Source organism: Desulforadius tongensis (assembly GCF_016907915.1).
Taxonomy (GTDB): Bacteria; Bacillota; Desulfotomaculia; order Desulfotomaculales; family Desulfohalotomaculaceae; genus Desulforadius; species Desulforadius tongensis.
The window spans coordinates 37,401-62,040 of record NZ_JAFBCW010000012.1 but is presented as its reverse complement, the minus strand read 5'-3'; the positions used below and the strand labels follow the sequence as shown (position 1 = coordinate 62,040).

Genomic DNA, 24,640 nt, shown 5'->3' with positions numbered 1-24,640 from the left:
TAAAATGGACACTCAAAAAATTGAAAAAGAAGCGGTAGAGCAGGCCAGAAAAATGGCAGCTATACTGACACGACTGCTGTTGAGAGCGTTAAAACCCTTTATTCCGTATATAATTGTTGCTATTATATTTTTCTTCATACTTGCGATGCTGGTAGCCGCTGTATATTCGGCTATGCCCCAGCTGGGCGCTCTGGCCGGAGTACCCCAAATAGATGCAGAAAGTGATAATGAAGCCCGGGAAAAATACCAGAAGTATTGTGACAAATACAATGTAAAGGATACCTGGTTGATAAATAAAAAACCGGCGGAACCGGGCGGTGAAAAGTACGAATCCACTCCAGACAACCCGTATTATCCCGGCAGGGGCGTTACTAAACTGAATATGCTGGCTGACCAGTACGGCTCCGACACGGATTTGGCACTCAAATGGGGGCAGCTTCACGCTGCCAGCCTTTACAGGGCATATAACTTCGGACAGGATGAGATAACCGATCAGGAGAATGTGGCTGAAGCGCTGCATCCTTATTTTTATTACAAGCAATCTAATATTTACACCACTTCAACCAACGAGGAAGGAGAAAGCGAAACGGAAGTAACTGTACAGTACCTGCTTGTGGAGGCATACACCATTGAAGGACACTACCAGTACCACTATGAATGGGTAACCAGGACATACGGCAGCGGCAAGAGCAGGGTAACAATTACCAAAGAAGAATTGAAAGACGTCCAGCAAATACTTCCCAACAAGTGGCAGAGGTTGGAAGATTGGATTGTCGATGAATACAGGGTAGCAAGAGATGATGAAGTATCGCTGGCCCGAACAGCGGTCTGGGAAGCCGGCAACGCATTTAATGAACAAAAAGAATGGCTGGAGTGGTTGCTTGATAATTTAGAAATTAAATATTTCATTTCCGCTGCCATGGTTCCCCCAGAGCTTATGCCGCTGTTCAAAGAAGCAGAAGATAAATACGGTATTCCATGGTGGTTTTTGGCTGCGGTGGCTTTTAAAGAAAGCAGTTTTAACCCGCAGGCTGAAAATTCAAGTACAGGCTGTTACGGTTTGATGCAGCTTACCCCGTCTAACTGGGAACATTATTCAAAGCTGCTGGGGTTTGACCCGGAAATGGACAGGGACAACCCCAGGGCGCAAATTTTGACAGGAGCATATATGTTGAAAAATTTAGGCCTTAATAATGTTGACTGGGAAGGAGGTTGGAAAGAGGATACGCTTGAAGTTTTAACATTTTACGGTGGCTATAAAGGAGATGATGCAGAAGAAAGATGCCTAAAAGAATATGCCGGTCCTATCTGGGAAATGGCGGAAGCCTTTAAAAGAGCAAACAACATCTGGCCCGTACCCGGATATTATGATATTTCTTCTCCGTTCGGTTTAAGAATACACCCAATTTTTAAAACAAAGAAATTCCATAATGGTATTGACATTCGCGCGCCAAAGGGCGCACCGGTAGTATCAGTATCCTCCGGAGTGGTCATTTATGCGGGGTGGAAAGGTGGATACGGCAAAACTGTAATAGTTCAGGACGGCCAGCACAAATATCTTTATGGACATTTATCTTTAATTACAGTTAGAAAAGGACAATCCGTCCAATCGGAAACAAAAATCGGAAACGTGGGCAGCACTGGAGTTTCCACGGGCCCACACCTGCATTTCAGTGTATTTGACTTAAATAAAAACGATTGGATAAATCCGGTACTTATACTACAAAGCACAAAGGAGAGATGATTTTTGAAAGTTTTAATTGCTACCGGCATTGAAAAGCTAGATAACGACTTATCAAGAATGTTACCGGAAAACAACATAGAAACTGTTGGAACCAGTTACCACCGAAGCATTGTAAATAAGATGATTAAAGAAACCGGCGCAGATACGGTTATCATATCTCCTGCCCTAAGCGGAGATGACGACATAGTTGAACTTATCAGAACCATGAGAGAAAAAGGGATTAGAGTGGTAGCTTTACCCGGTGACTTATCATTAATGAAAGCTCAAGAGTTAATTGAAAAATTAGTTCCGTACGGGGTATACGATTTCGTTTACGATCCTGTTAGACCTGTTGTCATTATAGAGAAACTATTAAGGCCCGGGAAACTGGGAGACATACCAAAAGAAATAATTGATAAATTACAGCGGGCAAATATATCACTTCCAATAATAGGCGAAGAAAAAAACGAGGATACCACCGGGCAACAACCAGAAAAACATAAGCATGTACGAAGAGAAGAACTAAACCCTGCAAAAAAAGGCTTAACAAAATTAAAGATAAAAAATCCCATAAACTCAATAAACAATAAACTGCAGCAAATAACTGATGAAACAAAAGCAGCAGTTAGAGATTTACTGGAAAGAAAAGACAATAATAATTATAACTATGAAGACAGCAAAGTTGTAACCGTCTGGGGTCCCACAGGTGCTACATGAACTGCAGCAGCCTTGAACCTAGCTGTTGCTGCGGTTGAGCACTACAACACCATATTATTGAATTATGATCTTGCCTGCCCTGAACTGGATGGGTGGTTTGGGATCAAACATTCCAGCAGTATTGAAGATTTTAATAAAAAAGACGCGGGGATAATGACGCTCGGTAAAAGCCTTACTCCGGAACTGGCCGGTAAAATGATTAGAAGGATGAAATGGGGTGTAGAATACCTGCCGGCCGGCAATAAGCTAACTAATATAGGCACGCCGGATTTTGGAGAACCAGCGGAAACCGTTGAACTGTTCAGGAAAATTATTCAACTGGTTAAGGAACAAGACCAGAGCGTGATAATAGTAAACGCAGGCAGGGACTTCGAATACCCGCCAGCATACGCAGCCATAGCGGAAGCGGATGTGCTAGTCATTCCCTATACCGGTAACCCGTTTGAAGGGGAATTGATTGCTCAGCAATTGAAGGAGTTAGTAAGAATAAAGGTTGAGAAACCCACTGTAGAACTGTTACTTGTTACAGGTGATATGGATATACCAAAACAAATATGCCAACGCCGGGTGGAGATTAAAGTAGACTATACCACTTATATCAAGGCTGCTCAAGAAGGAGAGGTTTATGCTTTGAGCGCCGGGAAGAGAGAATGGGAAAGAGTTTTATTGGAAATTTTATAAACTTTAGCGAAAATCTACCTGATTTTAGAACAAATTGCTGGTAAATTCAGTCTAATTAAGAAATGGACGAAGAAACTTGTCAGAAGACAACCGCTATTTGGCTGTTCATACTGCTGGTGCTGTGTTTGCTTTGGTAGTTGCAAAGAAAAAAAGAAAGGATGGTACTGTATGAAAAAAATAGTATTGAAAAGCGTTATATTAATGTGCTGCCTGGCGGCTTTTCTGGCCGTAATGCCGGGTACTGTGAAAGCGGGAGAAAAAATAGACGTGTACGAACAGGGTAAACTGGTAAAAAGTGTTGTATTCGTAGTTGGTAAGAACGAATATTTTGTAAACAACCAAACACCGGGAATAAAGATGGACGCAGTACCCTTTATTGAGCAATCCAGAACATTTGTGCCCGTACGTTACCTGGGCAATGCCCTGGGCGTGAACGATAACAACATTGAATGGGACGGGGTAAAGCAGAAGGCTTCCCTGAAGCGGGGAGAATTTTCCGCAGAGCTGGTAATCGGGAAGAAACAGATAATCGAAAACGGTAAAGCAAGAGCAATAGACGTGGCTCCAATTTTAAAGACCGGCAGGACATATCTGCCCGCCCGTTTTGTAGCGGAAGCATTGGGGTATACAGTAGAGTGGGATAGCAAGAACGGCGTAGTGATAGCTTATCCCAAGGGTGAGCTAAAGCCCGACATCAGCAACGTGATAGAGTACATAGGCGGGAAAGTGGAGAAAGTAGTACAAGAGAAAGTAGTACAAGAGGAAAACCAGCCTGGTACTCATATGGTTGGAGGGTTTGCTGTACCTGATGATGTGCCTTTTTATGGGGGTAAAACTTACTATGGAATTGAAGGGCCTGACTCGGAAACCAGAACTGAAATTGTTATTATTTTGGATGTGTTGGAAAGAAACGGAGTAGCATTGGAGCAGCAGCTGGAAAAAGCACGCAGTATTCTGGCAAGTAAATTCGGCAAAGAAAACGCAGATATGATTATTGACTATGTTAGTAAGAAAAAAGACAGGTTTGATGATGTACCGCTTAAATATTTCCATATTGACGGTCAGACAATTAAGGCAGGTGCTCCAGCGGGTAGTTATCTTATAAATATTGTAGTCTGGGAACCGGGAGTTTTAAGCGATATATAGGGAGGTTAATTAAATATGCGAAGAATATTTACAGTTATATTTTCTGTTTTTATGCTGTTAACATTTACGAATGCTGTTATGGCTGATACAGGAGGCTCAACGGAGCCTCCTGTTAGTTTGCCGCCGCAAAATCCGCCGCAAAACATAGACGAGGCTTTAAAAGAGGCAAATGATGAACTGAAAGCAAGATTTGGGGTAATAGATTATTTTAGAGAATACAGTATGGGTAACAAATATAGAATTAACGACAAAATTGACAAAGAACACCAATTGTGGGCAAACAGGCGAATATTTGTGTATGGCAAACCTTTTGATTTTGACTCCGATACAGGAAACCACCGTTATTTGGGTTACACAATAAACAACGAAGCATTTACAAATATTTTCTTCCGCCATGATAACTGGGCTGGGGGATGCATCAACAGCAGGAATTGGATTAAATGGCCGTGGAAAAATCCAGATGTTGAAGCCTCTTTAAAAGCCAGAGGAGAGCCTCTAATTCATGAAAATGATTTTGACGGCAAACCAGAACTTCGCGACAGTATAATCGAAGGTTTGAAAGCATACGCGAAATCTGAAAGCGCTGATAGAGTGCCCATACCCTTTAACCCTAATGACGACAAGCCCTGGCATGAATATGTACATGTATTAGTGCCGCCAACTCAATACACCTGGGGTATGGGGCGTATGTGGCACCAATCAGGCGGTAGTGTTTGGTACTTAACCATACCGCTGGCACCGGTAGCCCAGTCCGCCCCTGATTTTTCAGTAGTTTTTGACCAGGTGGAATATAACGACATACAGCCGGGGGCACCGGTAGAAGGAACAGTCAGATTTAAGCTGGCAGAGGGGCATACAAAGCCTGAAACTGCAAAACTGACGCTGGTACATGAAGTTGGCGGCAATGAATGGCCTGTAAGGTTGACAGCCATAAACCCTGCTGACAGCCTGCCGTCAAACGGCGTAATTGAATTTAAGCCGGGAGAAGAAAAGGCGTATAAGTTTAAAGTTACGGCCCAAAGTGAAGGAACAACACTAATAGTCAGGGTTAACCCGGTAACAAGTGAAGATATAAACTGGGAGAACAACCGTGATGAAGCGATAATTAATATACTGAAACCTTTAGCTCCGGTAGTAACAAACAGTAAGTTAACATTCCAGGCGGTAAGCCAAGATAAAACTATCACCAGGCCGGCAAATACGGCCAAATGGACTGACTGGGTGACTGCGACATTAAAACCCAGTGCACCAACGCCGCCTAAAGGAAAGCTGGTATCATGGGAGATAACTTCGGCAAGTATAACATACCCGAAGAAAAACCCGAGATTTACATTCGGTAACCCGCTGCCGCCCAAAGGAACAACGACAATAAACATGAACCCCAACGGGCACAAAGCGACAGCTACCTTCCAGGAAGACTGGGCGATGGACGGGGCCAGAATATACAATCCCATAAAAGATAAGCTAATGGCAAAATACCCGAAGAAATACACTTTAACTGCGAATTACACTATACACTATGTTTACCAATATAAAGTTAGACATAGAAGCTGCCACACCAGTAATGGGCATCGCCATTGCCATACATGGTATGAAACAGTAACCAAATCCGGAACGGTAAGCGATTCTGTAAGCGGTGTGCTGCTTGTAAACGGCTCTGGTGTAAACAGCAGGGCGCAGTAACAGAAAAACCTTCTGGCCTGCAACAAGGTCAGAAGGTTTTTGCTTTTCACGGAAGGATAAAACTGATTTCAAAAAGGAGAAAAAGGAGGGGTTTTGCTTTAAAATGAAAGGTTTGCAGTTCATAGATGAAGATTGGGAGCAGCACCGACAGATGGAAAAAGCCAAAATAGTCGAAGAACTGGCATCCCAAATACACAAAAAAAACCCGGAATTATTCAGCAGGTCGTCTTTAGGTGAGGCAATGGACACAGATGCCATCAAACACTTAATTAAAAACGCGGTACTGACAAGAGAAGACATCCTGCCGTACGAAGTTGATGAAATCACAGAAGATATTTTAGGTCAAGCAACGGGGTACGGCCCTTTATCACCATTTTTTTTGGGTGAAGAAGCTAAAGAGATTACAGAAGTGATGGTTAACCCATCTAAAAAAGGGCCGCAGGTGTTTTATGGCAAACACGGTAGAACACACTTTGCTGGAAACCATTATTTCAAGAACAATGAAGAAGTCAGGAGATTCGTGCAAAAACACTGTGACTATTCCGGCAGGCCGTTCACCGCTGAATCACCGATAGTTGACGCGTGGCTTCCAGACGGTTCACGTCTGGCGGCAATAGGCTATAAAGCAAGCCCGCTGGGTACAGCGTTTACTATTCGTAAATCACCGACAATCAGGCCACCGTTACCCCTTGAAAAAATGGTGGAAAACGCCACATTTCCGCAGTTGTTTTACGATATAGCAAAAGATCTTCTCGTGCTGGGGCAGGCAAACCTTGCGGTATGCGGCAGGACAGACAGTGGGAAAACCACTATCTTACGTGCTATGGGACTTTTTATACCTGAAATGGACAGGGTAATAATCGGTGAAACGTCATTTGAGCTGTACATGCCCAACCTGAAGAACTGCATCAACATGGTAACGGTTAAAATCGGTGAAAAAGAAATCGTTAGAATGCCGGATATATGCGACAGCATGAACCGTAACAACCCGGACAGGGGAATAGTGAGTGAGACACGGGCCGGTGAAATCGTGGCGTCCAGCGAAATCGCAGAAAGTACCAGCGGCGGTTTCTGGACAACCTTCCACGCTGGTGGGGTAAATGAACTGCGGTCAAGATTCCCCAAAATGTTTGCCCGGGGAGGCATGACGCTGCCCAGGGACATGGTGGACGACCAAATTCGCTCCATGTTCCACTTCCTGATATTCGTTGACAAAGATTTTACAGGCAAGCGAACATTTATGAGCCTGGTTGAAGTAACAGATGAAGGCTACAACACCATAATTAGATTTGATGAAGAAGAGTTTGCCCGGACAAAAGGCAAATCAAGAAGGTGGATATATGAAAACCCCATTACTGCAAAAAGACTTGCTCGCCTGGCTTTTAGGGGTGCAACAATAAAGCCTGTTTATGAGGAAGTAAAGGGTAAATACCTTTACCCAGGCCTAGGAGTGGAGCCGACAAATGCTTAAACTCCTTTTATTTTTAAGCCTGTTTGCTTTTTTGTACTCAATATTCGTTGGTGAGTATCCCGATATAGGTAGGGCAAAGAACTTTTTAAGAAAGTACATTCTGCCGCTGATAAGTGCTGTAGTGTTCTTTATAATTGGAAAGGTAATATTCATAAGTGCACTATCCGGATTAGTGCTGGCCTTACCCGGCTGGTTTATTCCCGGCTGGATAACGGAATGGCGGGAAAAAAAGGAAAGAGAAAAGCCGCGCAAGCTGGTCAAAGACTTTATCACCGGTGCCGCTGGTTTATACGGCGCGGGGCAGTTGACGTCGGAAGTTATCCGACACTCGGCAGAAAGAATGCCCGAACCATTTGCCTCTGATTTTCAGGAGATGCTGGGGCGGCACAATCTCGACAGAACGGCGACATTCCCGCTCATGCTTAGGCAAATGGGGGATAAGTACAAATTAAAAGAACTGTACGCGGTGGCCGCTATTATCGAAGCCAGCGACAGGGTGGGTGGCCCGCCCGCGGCGGCCCGGGGGTTGAAAAAATTGAATTACGCCATACAGAAAAAAGACAAACAACTGGCTGAAAGAATGAAAGCAAACATAGAACCCGTGCTTGCCTGCAAGATAGCCATATTTATTTTAGGTGCCGGGCTAATTCTTGACGCTACAGTGTTGAGAGATATGTACAAAGAAGCTCCCATTATGATGGCGATGGGACTTTTTATAGTTATAGGCATGTTGTTTGCCATGAAAAAGCTGTCCAGCAACGCTGATTTGGAATAGGAGGTGGTACTTATCAGCCTTATTTTAGCGATATGGATATGTCTGTTTGTATCAGTATTTGCCCTGCTGTATCTTTTCCTGGTGCCGGCCAGTGAATACGACGTATCACCGGCGGCAATAACGGTGGGCCATATCAGGGAAAAAATTGAAAGCTTTTTTGGAGATGAAGAATACAAAGAAAAATTAAGCATTATCAAACGGTCGCCGGACGAAATAGTAAAATACGCGGTATTTTTCGGCGTGGGTTTCGGTTTTTTGGTAACAATGATTGGTCTTAAATTTTTGGGCATATTTACCCTTTTACTCGGGGTACTGGCTGCGATTGTAGGAATCGTGGTAACAAAGGTAATAATGGAGAACGAATTTAAAAAATGGCAGGACAGGTTGTTTATGGGCGTGCCGTCTTTGGTTAACTTTATGCCTGTTTTTCTGGATGTAGGGGCGCTCACTGTGCGGGAGTCAATGATGTTCACCCTTTCATTCCTGCCGGAGCCGCTAAAAGGTGAAATGGAAGCTGTTATCAGCCGGATCAGCCGGACGGGGCAGGCCAGGGAAGCTTTAAATATCCTTGCCAAAAGAGCAAAACACCCGGTAATAGACGCCGTGTGCTTTAGAATTGGCATGGCATGGGACTCAAAAGTGGAGCCGGGTATGTTTGACGATTTAGCCGAAACCATAGACAACGAAAACGAAAAAGCGGTAGCCAGGGCAACAGCAGCAAAATCCGGTTTTTTCGCCCTCATCGCAGTGGTGGCGCTCCTTGGGGCAATACCTATATTCATCTATCCGATATTCATCAAATGTGTAGTTGAGCAAATGTCTAGAGGTTTAGGTTTTTGATGGAGGTTGTTAATGTCAAGAAAATCGAAACTCTCAAAAGTACTGGGTGTGATAGTATGGATATTCACTGTAATACTGATAGGGCTGGTCTGCCTCAACATGATAAATTACCTGATAACAAATATAAAAGGCTGGATATCTTAGGAGAAGAAGGATTGGCAGAATTGCCGATACTGAGTTTTGCAGCAATTCTCATTTTGATGGTATTCGTGTCCGTAATAGCCACAGGCTTTGCCTGCCGCCAGAAGGCAGTAGTGGCGTATATGTGGTTTGGCGAAGCGATGGAATACGCAGCCCAAGCCGCCAATATGGACGGCGATACCAGCATGGTCGAACTGCGTGAAGATTGCGCCAGGGCGTATTTTTTTAACCGGATTGAAGAATTTTTTGATGAATGGCCGTATCCGTATAAAGTTACAAGTTTTTACGCTGTAAAAGGAGGTGATGACGTGCCGGGTATGGGAATTGCCCGCGCGCCCGGTTATGTAGCGGAGATGGATGTAACGGTATTCAGCGGGTACGTTCCGTGGGTGGGAACGCAAACAATAGATGTACCCATGAGATATTATGCGATTGTAAAGAGCACAAAAAACATTAATTAGATAATTAAGATTAAAGGAGGAACTTTGTATGAAAAAAGTATTACAGTTAAGAATAAAACAAGCAAAGCAGATCCTTGCCAATGAACGCGGCGACCTTAAAGCAGCGGCATGGACGCTTGGTACAACAGTAATTGCAGTTGCCATTATCTTAGGTTTGCTGGGTATAGCACCAGGTGCTGCAACAGACTTATTTAGTGATATGATTGACTATATTAAAAGTGAACTAGGCTTCTAATCTAACAAGGAAGGCGATACACATGCTAAAAGACATGGTGATGTCTTTCGGTTCTATATTTCTTTTTCTATGCTTTGTAGTGGCCGGGGGGATGTTCATCGGGATGGTCACGCAGTGGAATGCCGTACAAAACGAAGCGCAGTACATAGCGCGAAGTATGGGCAAATACGGCGGCTACACGACAGAAGCAGATGAAGACCTGCGCAAATTTACAAAAGAATTGAATATAGCTCCCGACGACATAGATGTAGAAATTGAACCTGTTAGTGCTCCGGTGGACTGGGGCACTACAGTAACTGCAAAAATAACAAGAAAATTTCACTTTAAAGTAGGGGAGTTTATTGACATTAAAACTCCCATTCCGCTGGTTGGCAAGGGCCGTTCTGTCAGCACATACCTTGACGGGGCATACAGCGGTATAAGCTACTGCTATCCTTCCTATTAGGGAGTTTCACGGAGTACAGTTATGGGTACAAAAGGAAGGGACATTGTCATATGGCTGTACGGTCTGCTTATGCTTATGGCGGCGATGGCGCTTATCAGCGGCAAAATCCTGTTTGGCAGGGTTTTATTTATTTTGGCCCTGCTGAACGGTTTTGCGCTTCTGTATTTTTACGCCGTATATTTGCCCAAAGCAAAGAAGTACAGCAGGGAAGAATTGAAGCTGAAAACGGTGGTATTACTGCCGATATGGAATTGGTGGGGCAAAATTCTCACTGGCAGCAGAATAAACGGGCGGGTAAAAAAAACCTTTGAAATTCACCTGAATGACATCGAAGGTGGTGAAGGTGGTTTGGCAGCATACATTAAAAACTACCGCCGGGATTTGATCAGTATTGCCGGCAGGGACAACATGTCGGGGAACCTGGTAATATGGGAAAGCCACCTACCTCCGCCTTCAGTATTCAGAAAAGCAATAAGAGAACGGGAAAAAATCCAAAAAGCGTACCTCAAGAAGGGGGGATACGGAATTCCATATCCTCCCTTTGTCAGCTTACACCTGAAAGCGAATAAGAAGAGGATTTACAGGGGGGCATACTATATTGAGTAGAAAAATCGGTATAATGGTATCCTTGGTTCTAGCCATAATCTTTACCGGGGCAATAGTAGTAACTTCCAATATAAACCTGAAAAAGGAAACAAAGACGGTTGAAGTATTGCAGACAACCCGGTTTATACCGGTAGGCACGGAAATAACAGCGGGTGATGTCAAAACTGTTAAAGTACCGGAAAAAATTGCAGATAATCTTGTAAAGAATTTGGAAGATGTAAAAGGGAAGGTAACTGCCCAGTCAATCGGCAAAAACCAGTATATATTTAAAAACAGTGTAATATTGTCAAAACCAATAAGACCGGGCTACTGCCAGTTGGTTATTCCTACTGACTTAATTAAATCTTGTTTTGTCACACCAGGAGAAGAAGTTGACCTGTACCTGGTGGTAGGTATGGATGAAAGGGAAGAATACGAATTAGGGTTTAAAGAAACAACCAAGACGATAAAAAAGTTACTGCATGAGCCTATATATTCCGGCGCAAAGGTACTAAGGGTGCTGGATTCTGACGGCAACGATATAGAACCTGTCAAGAATAGTTCGGCTTTAGAGGAAATTTCAAATCCTACCGGCAAGAAAAGTATTCCTGCTGCAATAGCGGTGGAAGTTTCCCAGAAAAGAATAAGTGAACTAATAACCTACGCTGAAGATGAAAGAATATATGTGGTGAAAAGCGGGGAGAAAGTGAAGCCCAAAGAAAAGGATAAAGCTGAAGAAGTTGAAAAAACAAAACCAGCAGGATAAGGAAGAAGCAAAAGATGAAAAGAATTAAGTTTTTTTGGGAAACAATATCGCCCTACCAAATCTTTGGGTTAAATAACCTTAGGGACTTAAGGATTGTTTGGCCTGAATGTAAGCAGGAAAATTTGGACTTTTTAACCGGATTGCCCAACCGGCAGGTATACGAAGCGACACTTTCGTATGCAGTTCAAGAAGCAGATAGGCAGAACGCCGCCTTTGGTATTCTTGTCCTTGATCTGGATAAATTCAAGTCAATAAACGACACTTACGGACACCCAGTGGGGGACGAAGTGTTGAAAATATTTGCGGTCAGGGCAAAAAACGCCACAAAGCCGGACGATTATTTAGCAAGGTACGGCGGGGAAGAATTCGTATTGATAACTCCCTGCTATAGGAAAGTTTTTGATATAGGAGAAAGAGTGCGCACATTGGTAAGTTCTCAACCTTTTAAAATTCAAGAGATGGAAATACCCGTAACTTTGAGTTTTGGTTGCGCGGTGTACCCTATTGACGGTGCTGCCGTACAAGAAGTATTCAAAAAGGCCGATGACGCACTGTATGAAGCCAAAGAAAGCGGGCGTAACAGAGGTAAACAGTATAACCCGGGATAGACACCCGGGTTATATTTTTAACTTTCCTGCCGAGAAAAGCCTTGGAATGGAAGCGGCATAGAACAAAAAAATAAAGGGAGGTTTCGTTTAATGCTCTGCGTAATAGCAGCCGAAGATCCTAGTGCTGATATAATCAAAGAAAACCTACAAAAGATGCCGAAATTCAAGAACTGGCAATTTATAACGGTAAACCACTCGGATGCCCTTTTATCATATAGTTCTTACAGGCCAGACGTGAGGCCGGACGTGGTAGTTATAAGCAGGTTTTTACCCGGAAAAGATCATCAGAAATTATTTGCCAACTTGCAGGTGCAATTCCCGGTAAGTCATATAGTCATACTGGCCGGGGTAGTTAATGAAGCCACTAAAGGCTATATACGCATGTGCAAAAAATACGGGTTATACAACATTGTCACGGGCGTTTTGCCAGGCGACAGGCCGTATACATTGCCGGTTGCGCTGACATACCCCAAAGAAATTAAAGAAGGGCCGATTATTGAGGAAGAGGATACGCATCAGGAATCGGTACAGCAGCCATATCAATCACCCGTACAGCAGCCGGAAACGCGGGTACAACAGTATATAGAGTCGCAAATACAGCCGCCGGGAATATCCGTACAACAGTACGTAGAACCACCGCACCCCTTGATGCAGCCGGTGCAGGCTGACCGGCCAGCGGCACGAATTGAACAGCCGTACCAACAGCCAGCACAAGAAAACCAGCAAACAGTTCCTATACAACGGGAACAGTTAACTCAACCGTACCAGCAGGGACAACCTTATCGGCAACCGGCTGAACCGTTAAACACCGCGCGTTATCAACCATCACCTACGCAGAGCAATGTAATTGCAAATACCCCTGCCAAGTACAATGGTGTGTTTGCAATTACCAGTGCAAACAAAGGCGGAGTAGGCAAGACGACTGCTTGTATTACACTAGGCTTGGCACTATCAAAAGCAGGTATAAAAACACTGCTTTGGGATATTGCCTTTGGCGGCCCGAACCTTAAAAATTTTTTTGACATAAAAAATGTGCCGGGTATAGAGTACCTTGCTGAAAGATACATCACTCCTCAAAATGTAAGAAATATAATCGTAAAGGTAAGCGATAACTTGTACGTACTGCCCGGGCCGATGAACAAGCAAATTCCCAATTTCCAGAAAGGGCAATTGGTGCAAATTGCAGACATACTTGTAAGAGAATTCCCGGTTGTGATAGGAGATTCTTCTCCCGAATTCCACGAAAAAGTGTGGCTGTATGAAATATTCCCCTTAGCTGACCTAATCCTTTCTATTGTTGACCAGTCCAAGTTCAGCGAGGAAGAAACCAAAGATTACGCACCAAAACTATTAATGATGGGTGTACAACCGGAGAAAATAAAAATCATACTAAACAGATTTAGCCCGAAACTGCATAACCCGCGGCTTATAGAAAACTGCTACAATGCAGGTTTTAAAGATACCGTACCCAAAAACAAACTACCAAGGATAATAGCTACTATTCCGGAAGACTGGGAAAAACACGTTAAAGCTGTGTATAAAGGTACGGTTGTGGGAATTGATGATGAAAAAAGCCAGTGGCATCGTGTGGCGGAAGAGTTAGCTGTCATTGCCGGGCAGAAGTATGATCTGAAAAAAGAGAAAAAGAAAGGCAGATTATTTAGCTTTCTAAAAAGAAAGTAAGCAGGGCCGCCCTCTAGGCAAAAGGGGCGGTCTGTTTTTATGTTGGATAGTTTTTAAGGAAAGGAGATGGAAGTGATAATGTCAAGAATAAGTAAGGATACAGTTGAACGCATCAAACAAATGGCGCAAGTTTTAGACGAAGAATCAATTGCCAACTCATTCAACATCAGCGTTGACGCAGTAAGAGACATTTTGCTGGGAAAATACGAGCCGGAAGAAGATGACAGCGAAAGCCAGGGCATTAACAAAATTCAGGTTGTAGAAAGGACTAGATTTGTTAGAAACAAAACAGTTGCTGCAATATCACCGGGAGGTGGACAGGGAAAAACTACAATTTTGACCGCCCTAGCCATGCAGAGTGCACTTACCATACCAAGCCAAAACCCCATTGTTATTTTAGATTTTGCCGACATACCGAAAGTATGTACTTATATGGGAATTATGGGAATTAGTGCATTGGCAGAGTGTGAAGACTTCATACCTACAATCACCCGCTGGCCTGTAAAACTAAAGACAACAGACGGACAGATTTATGAAGAACTTACTCTTCGCCATCCCGACATTGACAATTTACATATACTGCCCGGCGTAGTATTTACGTCCGAATGGTTGCAGATTACTGCAGACCAGCTTCTTAAAATTATTGAAGACTGCCAAAGAGTATTTGCATTAGTAATAATTGACATGCCTTCTGATAGGAAAATGTTTGAAGCAGTATTAAGTATTGCTGACGCAGTGCTCATGGTGATAAAAGACGACTACCCTTCGATAGAAGGTGTTGCCCAAATGCACCCATACCTGGAACATCACAAAGTCACGGAAAAATTAATTCCAGTTTTAAACCGGTATAACGGGAATATAGAAGACACCAAAAAAATGTTGAACGTTTTTGACATGGAAATAGGCTTTGAAGCACTTATACCGGAGCTTAAAGATATTCACGAACACATGATGATTAGCAATAGGCATCCTGTTATATCAATGCCTGATACAGATTTTGTCAAAGAAATCAGTCATCTGGTCAGGATTGTATGCCCAGACTGGGTAATAACCACTAAAAAAGAAGAAACCTCTGTCTTTAACTTTAAGGGAATGCTGAAAACTTTGTTTGGTTAAGGGGGTAATTTATGAAAATATCAATAAATGCCAATAAAGGGAAGTTTAACAAAACCTCTTTTTTAAATAAGAGGCTGGCAGGTTTTATGGTAATAGTGTTTTCTTTAACCCTTGCCGGTTTGGGAACCTATAAACTCCGGGATTACCTTATAGACAACAGGCCGACAGAACAGGTATTGGTGGCAGGAAGAGACATAATGCCCTATTCTGTGATCACTTCCGAAGATATTAAGTACATCGAGATACCTCTGGGCAGCAGCCTGTCGGGTACTGCCAAAAACCCCAAAGAAGTAATCGGTAAAAGAGCAAATACCGTACTGTATAAAAACGAACAGATATTACTTAAAAAGCTATCCGACAGTTCCCTGATTGTAGAGGAAGATGAAGGCCTGGTGGGTATTCCCGTAGACGCTATAAGAGCTGTAGGATTTAAAATACGCCCTGGCGACGTGGTAGATATATACTGGATAAATGACAGGCAGTCTTCAGACCTACCCACCAGGAAAAGTACCGATGCCAGTGATGAAGTAGAGCGGGCGCAGTTGGTGGCAGAGCAGGCAGTTATTATTGATGTGTTGGACAAAAGAAATGTGAGTATATACAAACAGGCACTGCTTAATGCGCCGGAAGAAGCAATGGAAGAAGCAATAAGAGAAAAGAAATCAACTCTTTCTATGACTGCCGTTGCAGTTATAAAGATAAAAAATAAGGATGTGGAAAACGTTATAACTGCAATTGGTAATGGAACGAGTTACTTTTGTAAAAGGGCAGGTGGCAGTTAATGTTTTTTAAGAAAAACAAAAAAGAAGCCATGTCTTTTGGGACAGAAAAGAGAATAGAAGAAAAAGATGCTGAAGAAACTGTAAACGATAGTACACTTGTCAGGTTAGGAAAAAAGACCTTATTTGAAGCAACGCAATTTGTCCAGGAACTGGTAAGTGATATTCAAACCGATATAGAGATAGATGGGGAAGATATACACAAAATACTGTACCTGGCAAAAGCCGGTCAACCGGGATACGATCTTAAAGCACGGAAAGTGGTTGAATCACTATTAAACAAATACGGTATATCTGTTGATGGAATAAGTACTGAAAAAGCTGCAAAAGAAATATATAAATATCTGTGGGGACTAGATAGAATAGAGGACTTATACCGCATGGAGGGTATAGATGAAATAAGAATCAATTCGCCTAAAAAAGTATATTACCAGGAAAAAGGCCGCAACAAGACATCAACCATAACATTCAAGGATGAGGAACACATTCGCAAAATAATATCCCGGCTGATTGAGCATGACCGTACATCCCTTGATGAAGGGAACCCTGGATGCGAGTCCAGGAGGTATGACGGAACAAGGATAACTGCGTTAGGCCCGCCGCTTACAAAGGGGCCGTGCCTGGCACTCAGAAGGCACGGTACTTTTATGACTACTGACGAGAACTATATCAGCAGCGGAACAATGGACGAATACACTCTAAAACTGCTTTCGCTGCTGGTTAAAGGCCGGGCAAACATTTTAATCTGCGGCGATGCCAATACAGGGAAAACCACCCTGCTGCGCTGGCTAGCTAAGTTTATTAACCCGGCACTGCGTATAGTAACGATAGAAACGGACAGGGAACTGGAATTAGACGAGTGGTATCCGGAAAGGGACATTATATCGCTGGAAGTACACTCGGAGCTGGGATGGGATATGGGCCGTTGTTTTTATGTCACGTTAAGGTTATCTCCCGATTTGATTATCGTTGGCGAAGCCCGTGGACTTGGTGAATCCGGGCAGTTGATAAAAGCCTGCCAGAGAGGGCATAACGGCAGCATGGGGACAATACACTGCGATTCTGCAAGGAAGGCAGTGAGTATACTTGCGCAGATGGCATTGGAAGAAGGAAGCAGGCTTCCGGTTAAAATACTGGAACAGCAAATAGCGCAATCTTTTAATGTTATTATCCAGCTTTACGGGAACAGCGATACAGGTATTAGGAAGATTGAACATATTGCAGAGGTGTGGGATGGAGAAAACGGCCCGGAGTACAGTGATCTTATCATGTGGGAACCGTCTGACGAAAAATATGAAATTGGCAGGTGGGTATACCCGCAAGGATTATCAAAAAACTTAAAGAGGAAACTTTTCAAGTATGGTGTTAGCAAAAAAGAGCTGGACGGATTGGAAATGTTAAGAAGACAGTTAACTAACTAAGGGAGGGATGAAATTTAGTGCATGGGAATGAGTTGCTCTTGAACGGCGTGATATTTATTTCTTTTACAGTATTGCTTATTCTTACATTGAACCTTTTTTTATCTATGGCAGGTGCGACAGTTAATAAAGTTCTTTTATGGAAAAAAGAACGAGATAGAATACTGGCCATGCCGGAAGTAGCAAGAAATCTATATGTACCAAAAAACAGCATCCGGCTGCTGAATGCTTACAGTAACCGTATAGACAAGGGCTTAAGTAATACAGGCTTCAATATCAGCACGTACAAGTACATGTTGATAACGGTTATAATGCCTCTGGTTGGAACGTTTCTTGTATATTTCATATTCCAGGATATTCTAATGTCTGTAACGGCACTGGTGCTTTTTATAATCCTGCCGCTTATGTATTTAAACCGGGCAACCAGAAAGCATAAAAGGAAAATAAATGAACAATTACCCGCTGCGCTACAACTATTTGGCGTGGAGTTTGAACTGACAAGAAACTTAAGGGAATCCCTGGCTAGAGCCGCCGAAGGTGTTAGCAACCCCTTGAGGAAACACATCATAAAGTGCGTGAACGATTTGAACGCGAGCAAAGCACCTAAAAGGGCCTTTGAACGATTTGCAGCCAACATCAACAATGAATACGGGAAGTTGTGGGCGCAGTTACTATACGCAGCAACAAAAGATGCAAACATAATCAAGGTACTGCCGCGAATCGTAAGAAAACTGAACATGCACAGGTTATTAATCGAAAAAAATATTACCCAGCTGAGCGGGGAGCGGCGTATCGGAATTATTTTAAACATGCTTATTATCCCCGGCTTTTTTATAGTTCTTAACATATTTCCGGATACTACGCTGGAATTTTATAACAGGCCTTTTGGAAGAATAATTATTTTACTGGCATTCCTGTCATTCACAGTCGGCCTGATTTTAGACAACGTTCTTAAAAAGGTAAACTTCTAAAAGTTCATCCATTTTTTCTTCAAAGTGGATGAACTTTTGTTTTTAGGGGGTGGTAAAGGTGGAAATTACCTGGCTGGACAGATTTCAAGATATATCGTATTTGAGGGCAGATGTTTTAATTACTGCTTTTATGGCTGTTTGTATGGCAATATCCATCACTTTTTTATTCAAGTTAATTGGATATTATATAAAGCCGTATATACCACAGAAAGAAAATATAAAAAAAAGCAAAACAACCAGCGTAATAAAAGAAAATTACAGTGTGATAATGGGCATGTTTGTCGGCTATATAGTAATGTTTCAGTACCCGATATGGGCAGTTGTTTGTTCGCTGGCCGGGGGGTTTTTTGTATATATAGGTAAAAAAGCCTATGTATGGTTTTCTCAAAAACTTAACGAGGAGAAGAAAGCCAGTGAAGTCCTGCTGTTATACGAAATGATAAGTATATATTCGTCGGCAGGCTACTCCTTATACGAGGCATTAACGGTAAGCTTGTATTTGCTTGATGTGATTAAAAAGCCATTACAGAGATGCCTAACCAACTGGAGTTATGGTCCCAGCAGGGCTTTGGAGAAATTTAGAAAGGAATTGGACGTACCTGAAGCGGATGTGCTGGTTGGTATAATGCAGAGAGCAGTGGTGATAGGCGCGGCGAACGTAGCGAGTTTCTTAAGTCACGAAAGTGAGACTATGGAAAGAATCAGACAATACCGAGTTGAACGTCGCTTAGGGGTAAGACCGGTAATTCAGGCAATATATCTGATATTGCCCGGGCTGGCACTTATAGGGGTGACTCTGGGGCCTATAGGTTATCATATCGCAAAAACTATTATGTCTATCAAATTAAATTAAGGAGAGGAAGTTGCATATGAAGGGATTACAGCAAAAAATAAAAGAGCTTTTGCTAAATGAGGAGGGCGTAATGTTTCAGTATTTAGCGTACGCAGTTATAATCGGACTTGGTGGTGCAAGTATATTGTTTGGCATATTGGCAGCATTACGCTATCAAGGAGGGAACATAATTGGAAACATTTACGACGTTCAGTTTTAGTTTACCAGTGCCAGTGATAATATCCATACTGGGTGCGTTAGTATCCGTGTATACCGATTTGCGGTGGCGTAAAATTAAAAATTTTGTAACCCTGCCGCTTATTATTTTAGGCTGGTCGTGGTCTTTATACGTAGGCGGCCCAAAAGCATTTTTAATTAATGTGTTAGTATCGGTATTTATTGGGGCTACAGTTACGCTAACAGGGTATATAGGGGCAGGCGATATTAAGCTGATTGTCGGGATAGCAGCATGTTTACAGCCGCCTTTAAGTTTGTATTTCCAGGCATTTTTCTTTGTTTGCCTGCTGGCCGCTGCACTTTTTATAAGATTTAAGGCATGTGATTTTAAATTTGGAAATGCTATATCTGCAATGAAGGCAGAGATTGTACTCGGCTTTAGCGGCGTAAAAGACCCGTCTAAAGGTCTGTATAAAAAGCCTGTAAGTCATACGGGGGCACCGATTATATTTTTTGCTCTAGTTTTTTGCTTAGCCAGAAAGGAGGGGTTGGTTTGAACAAATTAATACACTTTTTAACTTCTGAGGAGGGGAGTATTCTCGAATGGATTATCGGAGCTGCGATTATCGGTATTGGCACAATACCTATTATAATCGGAATAGTACATGCAGTGCTTTATGTGACAGAACAAGGAGAAGAAAGAATATTAAAAGCTATTTGGGCAGACTAATAAAGGAAGAAGACGGCTGGGGTATAATTACCGGCCTTCTGGTTATTCCCGTGTTGGTTTTTCTGATATTCGCCGCAGTCCAATACTGGGGAGTAATGACAATCTACCAGCACGCGGAAGCATACAAATACGAAACGCTGTCCAAAATGGCCGTAAAAGGAGGGTTGACTGCTTCTGACAGGCAGGAATTGATTAAAAAACTAATTAACCTGGGTGCAGATCCGGAAACAATTAAAATTACCGGCAGCAGTCCTACGGTGTATCACCCGGGAGAAGTAACATTACGGATAGAGTTTATGCCTAAAGACTTCAATAGTTTTACGGCCAAGACGGTCATAAACGGCAGCCCAAGCCAGGGCAGTGAAACAGTGAGAATAGGAGTTGAGGGCAGTGCTATTAGCAGTAAGACGGAAGATTAGAGAAGAAAACGGGCATATAGTAATGGCATTACCCACAATTGTCTTGTTTTTTGCGGTATTGGTAAGCATAGTTTTAATTTCGCAGACCGTGACAAGCGCGGATGTAATTTTAGCTAATTCCGTTAAAATGGCAACCGAAGGAGCTGCATTGCAATACGATGTAATCGATAAAGAAAAAATAATTATCCCGGAACGGGCTTACAATGTGTTTACGGATCTACTTGCTAAAAACCTTGAACTGAACAACAATCTGGAACCTAAAAAATACTCGGCATTTTCTGGTAAACCAAAGTTCAAATTAATAGTCTATAACGGAAACGACGGGAACAGAAATGCCGGCGGCATGATATACGAATACGATAATAGGCTAACAGAGAGCGCAATTTTCGACGGTGAATTTCCTGCAACCTTTTACATCAACTCGAAAAAAATCATCCTTAATTCACCGGGAGTTATTTCGGCAGTTGAGATACCTGCCAAAAAAATGTTTGGAGATACAGTTTTGTATAAGAAGATTTGGTTTTGCAAGCTTCCTAAAAAATAGAAGGGAGGTTTTTTATATGTGCAAAGAGTTGTCATGTGTAGATATAGTCAAACAGTTGAAAGCTGACAGCGTAGACCTGGTTAAATCCCAGGGAAAGGTAAAAAACTATAAAATATCATTCAGATTCAATCATAGCGATAACTATATGGTTAATCAACTTGAAAATTTATGGCCCTTCAGCACTATCTCGGTAGATAAAGACGGAACTACCCTGGCAGAATATTTGGTCAGACCTTCTGAAATGAAGGAGTTTAAATTAAAGATAACGGAATTTAAAAAGAGAACACAACTAAAAGCTAATCTGCATGTTTTGCCCAGAACTGCCAATGACTAGAAGATATGTGTTGACATTTATTAGAAAGTGAATTACACTTTAATTAAACAAAGAAACTTCAGGGGCGGGGGAACCGCACTGAAAGGTAAAGCGTAAGAATTTTACGCTTTGTGCTGAGTTGTACCTTTCTGCGGTTGTCCTGCCTTTGTTTTGTAGTTAAGAATAAGGGCCACGCGGAAAGGTAAACTCCGGTGGCCCTTTGTTTTTTAAAGTGAACGGGGAGGTGGAATTGTCTTTAAAAAGTAAGTAGTTTGTTGGTTGGTGTTGTTGAAAAATAAAAATTAATTAGGAGGTTGAAGCTAACATTATGATTAAAAAAATTAAAGCGTTCATTAAGGGCGAGGAAGGATATACTGCGGAATCCCTAGCATGGACAACCGTGGTGGGTTTAGGTGCAACCGGCGTATGCTTTGGCCTGTATGCCGCGAGTCGTTACCTGTCCGCTGGTGCTGTGGATGACATCAAGGCAATTCAAACACCGTCCAGTCTGCCTTCTGCAACCGAACAAATTACCAATTTGAAGGCAGGTTATACCGGTGCTATTACCGGCATAGTAATCGAGTAAAAAGGAGGGGCTTTGCCCCTCTGGCAGGGCCCCTCCGGATTATAAAATTTGGGGGGATTTTATATAGTGACAAAAAATAAAATATTTGTGATTTTCGCTTTCATGTTGGCAGTGGCGGTTTTTGCGGCGGTTCCTGGGACATGCCATGCCTTTTCAGGAGGATCAGGCACTCCTGACGATCCGTATCTCATTGCGACACCTGAAGAACTTGATGAGGTACGTTACAATCTCTCTTCTAGTTTTAAACTTACTGCAGATATTGATTTAAGTGGTTGGGATTGGACACCGATAGGTAAAAGAGATGAAAATGTAGTTTTTGCGGGACCTTTTGCGGGAGTGTTTGACGGCAACGGACATGTTATACGAAACCTGCATATCCATTACCCAATTAATAAGGAAACCTCAAATATTGGACTGTTCAGTGAAACAAGATTTTGTGAGATTAAGAACTTAGGTCTTGAAAATGTTGACATTAAAGGCTGTAATTTCGTGGGGGCACTGGTAGGACGTGCGGAACAGGGAACTAAAATAATCAATTGCTATGTGAAAAACGGTTCTGTGATTGGTGTGGTAGGTAACGGTGGCATGGTAGGATACTCTACAGGCTTAGTAAAGATCTCAGAAAATTATAGTTATGGGGAACCTGTAAAAATCTCTCGGTGTTACGTTACAGGCGTAGATGTTTCAGGCATTCATTACAGTTACATCGGCAGCAAAACTGGAGGTTTGGTGGGATATGTGGAGAACACCTCCATTAATGAGTGCTATGTTACCGGTGGTTCCGTAAAGGGAGAAAATAGTGTTGGTGGCATAGTAGGGTTTATAGGAAATTATGCTGAATTTTATTTGTCCAACTCTTTTGCCATAGTACCGGTTTCAGGCTGGAAAGATATCGGCGGCTTGATGGGGTTTTCACCTTCTGGTTATAGAGATATAAAAATCAACATGTGTTACAGTACCGGAAAGGTTTTGGGCAAAGATTATAGTCGTATTGGTGGTTTGCTAGGAACATATTATGGTACTGATCCTGTGGTGGAGAATAGCTTCTGGGCTCTCGAACCATCGGGTTGTCTTGAGTCAGAAGGAGGAGGTATTTCTAAACCCGCATCATTAATGAAAAAGAAAGATACGTACACAGCAGCCCAGTGGGATTTTATAAACACCTGGGACATTGAAGAAGGTGAAAGCTACCCATGGCTTAGGGGACTTCCAAGACCGCCTGAAGTTGGCGGCACTTCAACTGTATCTGTGACTGGGGTAACTTTGAATAAGCACGAACTAATTCTCACAGAAAACGGCCCATCTGAAACATTAACAGTCGCCATAGAACCTTCAGATACTACTAACAAAGACGTAACCTGGACAAGTAGTGACGAAAGCGTAGTATCTGTATCAGACGGGGTAGTAACGCCTGTCGGAGTGGGTACGGCGGTAATTACGGTTAAAACCAAGGATGGTGGGTATACTGACACTTGTTTTGTAACAGTAAATCCGGCCCTGAAAAGCATCGCCGTAACGCCCACAGCAGTAAACATTACTGAAGATAAAAGCCAGCAGCTAACGGTAACCGCGCATTACTCTGACGGAAGCACTAAAGATATAACCGGTGAAGCAGAATATACAAGCAGTGATACAGGTATAACAACCGTGTCAGTTAACGGTTTAGTTAGCGGCATAACTCCCGGCAGTGCAGCAGTAACCATTACCTATGAGGGTAAATCAGTAACCGTACCTGTAACGGTAAATGCAGCAATAACCCTTCAAAGCATTACGGTAACTCCTAACCCGGTTGTTATTGATGAAGGGAATACCGCGGCACTGTCCGTGCTGGCAAACTACTCTGACGGAAGCACTAAAGATATAACCGACGAAGCGGAATATACCTCCGACAATTCTGCGATAGCCACCGTGAATACCAGCGGATTAGTTACCGGCATTACACCTGGCACAACAACCGTTACTGTTAGCTATAACAGCATAACTTCAAACATAAACATAACGGTAAACGAGGCATACGCGCCTCCCGTACTGGAAAATATCACCGTAAGCCCGGCTGTGGTGAATATCCTTACCGGCAAAACTCAATCATTGGCAGTAACCGCGTATTATTCCGATGGGAGTACCAAAGATGTAACCGGTTCTGCATCCTATCAAGTGGCAAATGCCAGTATAGCTACTGTAGTTGGCAGTACGGTACAAGGCGTAAGTATAGGCAGTACCACCATAACTGTGAGATATGAAGGTAAAACTGCAACAGTACCTATAACGATAACGGAACCCAGAGGGGATGATACCGGTAGCGACACAACAGTCATCACAAAACCCAGAGGGGATGATACCGGTAGCGACACAACAGTCATCACAAAACCCAGAGGGGATGATACCGGTAGCGACATAACAGTCATCACAAAACCCAGAGGGGATGATACCGGTAGCAACACAACAGTCATTACAAAACCCAGAGGGGATGATACCGGTAGCAACATAACAGTCATTACAAAACCCAGAGGGGATGATACCGGTAGCAACATAACAGTCATCACAAAACCCAGAGGGGATGATACCGGTAGCAACACAACAGTCATCACAAAACCCAGAGGGGATGATACCGGTAGCAACATAACAGTCATCACAAAAACTAGATAGATTAAATAAAACAACCCTGTCTAGTATGCCAAGCTCAGGGGCATGGATGATTAAAACAGTGGAAGAAGCTCCTACTCGATTATAAGTACAGTTCCCGTAAGTGGTTAATTTGACAATTATTAAATGAATAATGAAATTAACCGGGCTGG

General features: G+C 42.8%; 27 protein-coding genes. All 27 read left to right on the top strand.

What is annotated here, in order from left to right:
- The first annotated feature begins 4 nt into the window (after positions 1 to 4).
- The 27 genes from JOC37_RS06585 (at position 5) to JOC37_RS13595 (ending at position 24,491) form a co-directional block, all read left to right on the top strand.
- Positions 5 to 1,744, top strand: coding sequence for a M23 family metallopeptidase (locus tag JOC37_RS06585; RefSeq protein ID WP_204617315.1), 1,740 nt, complete (start codon positions 5 to 7; stop codon positions 1,742 to 1,744).
- Between the two features lie 3 nt (positions 1,745 to 1,747).
- Positions 1,748 to 2,440, top strand: coding sequence for an ANTAR domain-containing protein (locus JOC37_RS06580; protein WP_204617314.1), 693 nt, complete (start codon positions 1,748 to 1,750; stop codon positions 2,438 to 2,440).
- 12 nt (positions 2,441 to 2,452) lie between these two features.
- Positions 2,453 to 3,121, top strand: a complete 669-nt coding sequence (locus JOC37_RS06575) for a hypothetical protein (RefSeq protein ID WP_204617312.1) — start codon at positions 2,453 to 2,455, stop codon at positions 3,119 to 3,121.
- Between the two features lie 168 nt (positions 3,122 to 3,289).
- On the top strand, positions 3,290 to 4,267 hold the full coding sequence (locus JOC37_RS06570; RefSeq protein ID WP_238480795.1) for a copper amine oxidase N-terminal domain-containing protein: 978 nt from the start codon (positions 3,290 to 3,292) through the stop codon (positions 4,265 to 4,267).
- A 117-nt stretch (positions 4,268 to 4,384) separates the two neighbouring features.
- A complete protein-coding gene (locus JOC37_RS06565; RefSeq protein WP_204617310.1) occupies positions 4,385 to 5,950 on the top strand; it encodes an Athe_2463 domain-containing protein in 1,566 nt (521 codons plus the stop codon).
- Between the two features lie 103 nt (positions 5,951 to 6,053).
- Complete coding sequence (locus tag JOC37_RS06560; RefSeq protein ID WP_204617308.1) at positions 6,054 to 7,421, top strand: ATPase, T2SS/T4P/T4SS family; 1,368 nt, start codon at positions 6,054 to 6,056, stop codon at positions 7,419 to 7,421.
- Positions 7,414 to 8,196 (top strand): type II secretion system F family protein, encoded by a 783-nt coding sequence (locus JOC37_RS06555; RefSeq protein ID WP_204617306.1) that lies wholly within the window; start codon positions 7,414 to 7,416, stop codon positions 8,194 to 8,196. Before JOC37_RS06560 ends, JOC37_RS06555 begins: the two co-directional genes overlap by 8 nt.
- Positions 8,197 to 8,199: 3 nt before the next feature.
- Positions 8,200 to 9,036 carry a hypothetical protein gene (locus tag JOC37_RS06550; RefSeq protein ID WP_204617304.1) on the top strand — a complete coding sequence of 279 codons (837 nt, stop codon included), beginning with the start codon at positions 8,200 to 8,202 and terminating at the stop codon, positions 9,034 to 9,036.
- On the top strand, positions 9,033 to 9,638 hold the full coding sequence (locus tag JOC37_RS06545) for a hypothetical protein (RefSeq protein WP_204617302.1): 606 nt from the start codon (positions 9,033 to 9,035) through the stop codon (positions 9,636 to 9,638). Before JOC37_RS06550 ends, JOC37_RS06545 begins: the two co-directional genes overlap by 4 nt.
- Before the next feature lie 28 nt (positions 9,639 to 9,666).
- A complete protein-coding gene (locus JOC37_RS06540) occupies positions 9,667 to 9,873 on the top strand; it encodes a hypothetical protein (protein ID WP_204617300.1) in 207 nt (68 codons plus the stop codon).
- Between the two features lie 22 nt (positions 9,874 to 9,895).
- Entirely contained in the window at positions 9,896 to 10,318 is a 423-nt protein-coding gene (locus tag JOC37_RS06535) for a hypothetical protein (protein ID WP_204617298.1), read from the top strand.
- Positions 10,319 to 10,339: 21 nt separating this feature from the next.
- Entirely contained in the window at positions 10,340 to 10,924 is a 585-nt protein-coding gene (locus JOC37_RS06530) for a hypothetical protein (RefSeq protein ID WP_204617296.1), read from the top strand.
- On the top strand, positions 10,917 to 11,669 hold the full coding sequence (locus JOC37_RS06525; protein WP_204617294.1) for an SAF domain-containing protein: 753 nt from the start codon (positions 10,917 to 10,919) through the stop codon (positions 11,667 to 11,669). The genes JOC37_RS06530 and JOC37_RS06525 overlap by 8 nt, the downstream gene beginning before the upstream one ends.
- Before the next feature lie 14 nt (positions 11,670 to 11,683).
- Positions 11,684 to 12,277, top strand: a complete 594-nt coding sequence (locus tag JOC37_RS06520; RefSeq protein WP_204617292.1) for a GGDEF domain-containing protein — start codon at positions 11,684 to 11,686, stop codon at positions 12,275 to 12,277.
- A gap of 90 nt (positions 12,278 to 12,367) precedes the next feature.
- Positions 12,368 to 13,960, top strand: a complete 1,593-nt coding sequence (locus JOC37_RS06515) for a CpaE/TadZ family protein (RefSeq protein ID WP_204617291.1) — start codon at positions 12,368 to 12,370, stop codon at positions 13,958 to 13,960.
- 78 nt (positions 13,961 to 14,038) lie between these two features.
- Entirely contained in the window at positions 14,039 to 15,076 is a 1,038-nt protein-coding gene (locus tag JOC37_RS06510; RefSeq protein ID WP_204617289.1) for a CpaE/TadZ family protein, read from the top strand.
- Between the two features lie 11 nt (positions 15,077 to 15,087).
- Positions 15,088 to 15,858 carry a Flp pilus assembly protein CpaB gene (gene cpaB / locus JOC37_RS06505; protein WP_204617287.1) on the top strand — a complete coding sequence of 257 codons (771 nt, stop codon included), beginning with the start codon at positions 15,088 to 15,090 and terminating at the stop codon, positions 15,856 to 15,858.
- Entirely contained in the window at positions 15,858 to 17,276 is a 1,419-nt protein-coding gene (locus JOC37_RS06500) for a TadA family conjugal transfer-associated ATPase (protein WP_204617285.1), read from the top strand. Before cpaB ends, JOC37_RS06500 begins: the two co-directional genes overlap by 1 nt.
- A gap of 17 nt (positions 17,277 to 17,293) precedes the next feature.
- Positions 17,294 to 18,244 carry a type II secretion system F family protein gene (locus tag JOC37_RS06495; RefSeq protein WP_204617283.1) on the top strand — a complete coding sequence of 317 codons (951 nt, stop codon included), beginning with the start codon at positions 17,294 to 17,296 and terminating at the stop codon, positions 18,242 to 18,244.
- A gap of 58 nt (positions 18,245 to 18,302) precedes the next feature.
- Entirely contained in the window at positions 18,303 to 19,097 is a 795-nt protein-coding gene (locus JOC37_RS06490) for a hypothetical protein (protein WP_204617281.1), read from the top strand.
- A gap of 170 nt (positions 19,098 to 19,267) precedes the next feature.
- Positions 19,268 to 19,810 carry a prepilin peptidase gene (locus JOC37_RS06485; RefSeq protein WP_204617279.1) on the top strand — a complete coding sequence of 181 codons (543 nt, stop codon included), beginning with the start codon at positions 19,268 to 19,270 and terminating at the stop codon, positions 19,808 to 19,810.
- Positions 19,807 to 19,983 (top strand): hypothetical protein, encoded by a 177-nt coding sequence (locus tag JOC37_RS06480; RefSeq protein ID WP_204617277.1) that lies wholly within the window; start codon positions 19,807 to 19,809, stop codon positions 19,981 to 19,983. Before JOC37_RS06485 ends, JOC37_RS06480 begins: the two co-directional genes overlap by 4 nt.
- Before the next feature lie 95 nt (positions 19,984 to 20,078).
- Positions 20,079 to 20,402 carry a hypothetical protein gene (locus JOC37_RS06475; protein ID WP_204617275.1) on the top strand — a complete coding sequence of 108 codons (324 nt, stop codon included), beginning with the start codon at positions 20,079 to 20,081 and terminating at the stop codon, positions 20,400 to 20,402.
- Entirely contained in the window at positions 20,374 to 20,946 is a 573-nt protein-coding gene (locus JOC37_RS06470) for a hypothetical protein (protein ID WP_204617273.1), read from the top strand. The genes JOC37_RS06475 and JOC37_RS06470 overlap by 29 nt, the downstream gene beginning before the upstream one ends.
- 16 nt (positions 20,947 to 20,962) lie before the next feature.
- Positions 20,963 to 21,280, top strand: coding sequence for a hypothetical protein (locus JOC37_RS06465; RefSeq protein WP_204617272.1), 318 nt, complete (start codon positions 20,963 to 20,965; stop codon positions 21,278 to 21,280).
- Positions 21,281 to 21,587: 307 nt separating this feature from the next.
- A complete protein-coding gene (locus JOC37_RS06460) occupies positions 21,588 to 21,845 on the top strand; it encodes a hypothetical protein (RefSeq protein ID WP_204617270.1) in 258 nt (85 codons plus the stop codon).
- 66 nt (positions 21,846 to 21,911) lie between these two features.
- Positions 21,912 to 24,491: an Ig-like domain-containing protein gene (locus tag JOC37_RS13595; protein ID WP_204617268.1), complete on the top strand. Its 2,580-nt coding sequence runs from the start codon at positions 21,912 to 21,914 to the stop codon at positions 24,489 to 24,491.
- The last annotated feature ends 149 nt before the right edge of the window (positions 24,492 to 24,640 follow it).